This window comes from Winogradskyella psychrotolerans, assembly GCF_018860545.1.
Classification (GTDB): Bacteria; Bacteroidota; Bacteroidia; order Flavobacteriales; family Flavobacteriaceae; genus Winogradskyella; species Winogradskyella psychrotolerans_A.
Genome location: NZ_JAHKPN010000054.1, coordinates 1 through 3,987, shown reverse-complemented (window position 1 = coordinate 3,987; position 3,987 = coordinate 1). Strand labels below are relative to the sequence as shown.

General features: G+C 31.2%; 4 protein-coding genes. All 4 read right to left on the bottom strand.

Features of this window, described 5'->3' with window-relative positions; translation table 11 throughout:
- Window positions 1–157: 157 nt before the first annotated feature.
- On the bottom strand, window positions 158–568 hold the full coding sequence (locus tag KO515_RS17985) for a lipocalin family protein (RefSeq protein ID WP_215937729.1): 411 nt from the start codon (window positions 566–568) through the stop codon (window positions 158–160).
- 172 nt (window positions 569–740) lie between these two features.
- Entirely contained in the window at window positions 741–1,424 is a 684-nt protein-coding gene (locus tag KO515_RS17980) for a hypothetical protein (protein ID WP_215937728.1), read from the bottom strand.
- 803 nt (window positions 1,425–2,227) lie between these two features.
- Window positions 2,228–2,959 carry a CPBP family intramembrane glutamic endopeptidase gene (locus KO515_RS17975; protein WP_215937727.1) on the bottom strand — a complete coding sequence of 244 codons (732 nt, stop codon included), beginning with the start codon at window positions 2,957–2,959 and terminating at the stop codon, window positions 2,228–2,230.
- A gap of 158 nt (window positions 2,960–3,117) precedes the next feature.
- Window positions 3,118–3,915: a hypothetical protein gene (locus KO515_RS17970; protein WP_215937726.1), complete on the bottom strand. Its 798-nt coding sequence runs from the start codon at window positions 3,913–3,915 to the stop codon at window positions 3,118–3,120.
- Window positions 3,916–3,987: the final 72 nt, after the last annotated feature.

The window sequence follows — 3,987 nt, the reverse complement described above, 5'->3', positions numbered from 1 at the left end:
TGCGTGGTTAAGCAACTAAGTTAATAAACATTTACGAACCCGTGAATATTCCGCAGGAATATTCGCAAGTAGAGAAGAACAAAGCAATTAATTATACACGGTGTTGTGTGTAGTTTTTTTATTTTCTTAATTAGCAAGTTTTTTTTGTCAGTAGGCTTTATTCGGTAATTATTCTTTTCAAGATTAATTTATTATTGGATAATTCCAAAATTACATATTCGGCACTTCTGAATTTACCAAATTTAATTGTCAAGATGTTGTTTTTTTTATCAAAAACCCAATTTCCACTTATATTGAGATTAGAGCTCGTATCGTTTCCACATTTTTTTGGTTTACGTGAAAGTTGTTTAGTCATTTTTCCATCGGATGAAAATTTCATAATTCCTCCAGCATAATCTTTTTTGAGATAAGATATTTTATAGAGTACTAAATTATTATTTCTTGATTCGGAAGTATAATTCCAAGTTCCTATTAAGTCATTGATGTTTAATTCAACTGAAGTTCGTTTCTGTCCGATGGCATTGTTGCAGAGAGTGAGAAATATAAAAAGTGGAATTATTTTTGTCATTCTATTTCATATGCAAAGATTGAGCCAAATTACACACAACGGTTTAGTATATGGTTTGTTGCGTGATCAAGTTACTAAGTTAGTAAATAAAAACCGAATAGAAAGTCCGCGAGGACTTTCGTAAGCAGGCTAGAACCTAGCAATAAAATATATGCATTGTTGCCAGTAGTTTTTATTCCGTTTTATATTTTATTATCGCTTTATCTCCTCGAAAAAACGATTCTTTTTCTTTTTTGTCAAAAGTCAAATTCGGTTCGTGAATTATTTCCAAATTGTTATTATCAATCCATTTGGCAGAAATACTTTTACTTTCTCCTGTGTAATACACAATTCCAGCTCCACCACCCGAACTCCATTCCATTATTCCGCTTGTGTGGATATATTTTCCGTTTGTAAACTCTTCGTTAATCCTAAATTCCTTTGTTCCGTCAATTGTTCTAATATTAACGAGTTCGTTTGTAGTAAACTCAAATTTTGGTCTTACTCGTCTTTTCGCTTTTGGTTTTTCGGTCGAGATTTGTTTTAGGAAATTTTCTAATTCCGATTTTCGGTCATTCAGAGTTTTTTTGTCAGCTCCAAGTTCTTTCCATAAGTCCAAATCCGTTCCGGTTTCAATTATTTCTTTAACGGTTTTATAAATTTCAGGTTCTAAAGATTTTGTTTCCCATTGTGCTAATGCAAGTCCGAATAATGAATTATTTCTGTCGTCTGAATCCGAAAAATTATCTTTAAATTCCGCTTTGATTTCGTTTGAAACCCAAACTTGATTTCCACCATTATTGTACTTGTCAAAAAAGTTGGAATAAATGTCAAGTGTAGTATCGTTTCCTTTTATTTCTGTGTTCCAAACTCCCATTTAGTTCTGTTTCTCAAATTACTGGCAACGTGTTTGTGTATGGTTAGTTGCGTGGTTGGGTAGCTAATTTAGCAAACTTTTACTTGCCAGAGAAAATTCCGCAGGAATTTTCGTGAGTAAGCCTAAAAAAGCAATTAATTATACACGGTGTTGGCAGCCGTGCTTATTATTTTTCCGATATTTTTTAGTCAAACAATGATTTAATTATTCATCATTTCGTTAGTTAACTAACTTAAACATCAAATTGATCCTTAAATGATCTAGTTTTAGTTCTGCGTAGTGGCTTATCACATGCTGATTTTCCGTTTAGCTTATAAATCCTGAGTTATGTTGCTTTTAGCTTGTTAAACGTCTCAAAAAGTAGTTTTATGTTGGATGATTAACGCTAAATTAAAATTGTCGTCTCTAGTTTTCCTGATTTTACTGACTTAAAATTCTAAAAAAAAAATCGCGGAAAATAAACTAGGCTTTTTTTTGTTTAACGTAGGTAATTTTGAAATGTTCAGTTAAGGTTTAATTTGAACGAAATTGTCCAGGTTTTGGTTTAATCAGCAGTTTTTTGTTGTAATATATTCGATAAGCCTTTTAATCCATCGTTTTGAGTTTCTAAATAAAGGTTCTTTGATGGCTCGAATTAAGAAAGCCTAAAGTAAGGGTAGAGTAAAGGCTTTTGCTGAATGGGTGCATTGCTGCCAACGGTTTTGTGTATGGTTAGTTGCGTGTTTCAGCAACTAATCTAGTAAACTTTTACGAACCCGTGGAAATTCCGCAGGAATTTTCGCAAGTAGAGAAGAACAAAGCAATTAATTATACACGGTGTTACCTGCTGGCTTTTTATTCAAAATTCTTATCATTCCATAGATAAGTCCTAAACCAATTAAAATGGTCGAAACAATTATCGAGTACTTATTAATTCCGTCAAAATTTGCTATAAAAATCGGTGTCAGGAAATATGTGGTCAAATTATAAAACAAATGAGCAATAATGCTTAAATAGATATTATTTGTTTTTAGATAAATATATGCGAAAATCGCTCCTGCAATAAATGCACTTAAAAGTCCAGTTTCTGTGTAAATGTGAGCAATAGCGAAAATTAATGCAGAAATCCAGATTGCTTTTTTAAATCCGAGAGTATTATTAATTTTCTGCGCTAAAATTCTGCGAAATAGGATTTCCTCAAATAATGTTATCGAAAGTAACACAACAAAAACTCGGTTCAGTTCAGATGTTTTTAAAAATCCAGTCATTTCAATTCCAGCTAATTTAGTTGCAAGAACTGGTATGAAATTACTAACTCCAATAAGTCCGATTATTCCAATTAAAATTCCAACAACTTGGTTTATTTCAATGAATGTTTTTTCTTTATTCGGAAGTTTTCCTTTATTAATTCCAATAATCAGAAGTCCAGCAACAAGCATTATTCCTAAATGACTGAAGTGAGCAATCCAAAAGTTATTTAATTCAGATGTAAAATAAAAACCTACTAATAATATCGAAGTAAATAGTAATAAAATCAAGTAGATATTTTTGCTCATTTTTTTTCCGTAAAGATTGGTTTTTAGCTTGCAGGTAACGGTTTTGTGTAAGATTAGTTGCGTGTTTAAGTAACTAATTTAGCAAATAAAAACCGAATAGAATATTCCGCAGGAATATTCGTAAGTAGGCTAGAACTAGCAATTAATTTTACACGTTGTTACCCAACGTTTTTTAATACTTTTTCAATCCGTTTAATGTCTTCTATACTTGTCAGTTTTAATGTTTTGACTAATAGGTTGTCATTATTAATCTCAATTTCTAAACCTTTCTGATTCTCAAATTTTTCAAGAAGTTTATTGATTACTATTAAGTCAAAACTTTTCTTAATAGTAAAACACTCATAGTCTTCAAGTTGAAGGTCATCATCATTTCTAAATTTATCAAATACTTTTTCAGCTGTTGATTTTTCTCTTAAATAATAATGGCCATTTATATTTTTAATTTTTTTCCAAAACATTAAATGGGATTCTTTATAATCGTCTTGATAATAAGTCATTCCGTGTAGCTCAGGTGCAGGCAATATTACAATTCCATTTTCAAAAGAGAATGGGTTTGAGTAAGACCAATCATCATAATTATTCAAAGTTTTAGAATTGTCAAAAACGTCAAATTCTTCATCGGTCAGTTCAGTTTTTCTATAATCTTTACTTTCTCTTAAATAGTTGAGTGCGATTTCAATTTGTTTTTCGTCTTCGGTAAGTAGCTTTTCCAATTCAGTTTCAGATATAGTTCTGAATTCGTTGTCGTGAGCAACCCAATGTCCGGATTCAGCTTCTTCCAACGTGATTTTGGTTCCAGTTTCAGGGTCTATAATAAATTCATCTGCCAAACTTTCTTTTAGCTTACGTTTGTATTCTTTATGTTCGACAGAATTTGATTGGATATATATAGAAACAAAATAATAAATAAAGAATATTGCTCCAATTCCACCAATTATGTATAAAAATGTTATCAATCGCTTGTAGTTAGTTCGTCAGTTCAAATGTTGGGTAACGGTTTAGTATATGATTTGTAGCGTTGTTTCAGC

What these genes read in the sequence shown, in the direction of transcription:
- KO515_RS17985 (WP_215937729.1), bottom strand. Translation starts at nt 568, where the DNA reads ATGACAAAAATAATTCCACTTTTTATATTTCTCACTCTCTGCAACAAT.
- KO515_RS17980 (WP_215937728.1), bottom strand. Translation starts at nt 1,424, where the DNA reads ATGGGAGTTTGGAACACAGAAATAAAAGGAAACGATACTACACTTGAC.
- KO515_RS17975 (WP_215937727.1), bottom strand. Translation starts at nt 2,959, where the DNA reads ATGAGCAAAAATATCTACTTGATTTTATTACTATTTACTTCGATATTA.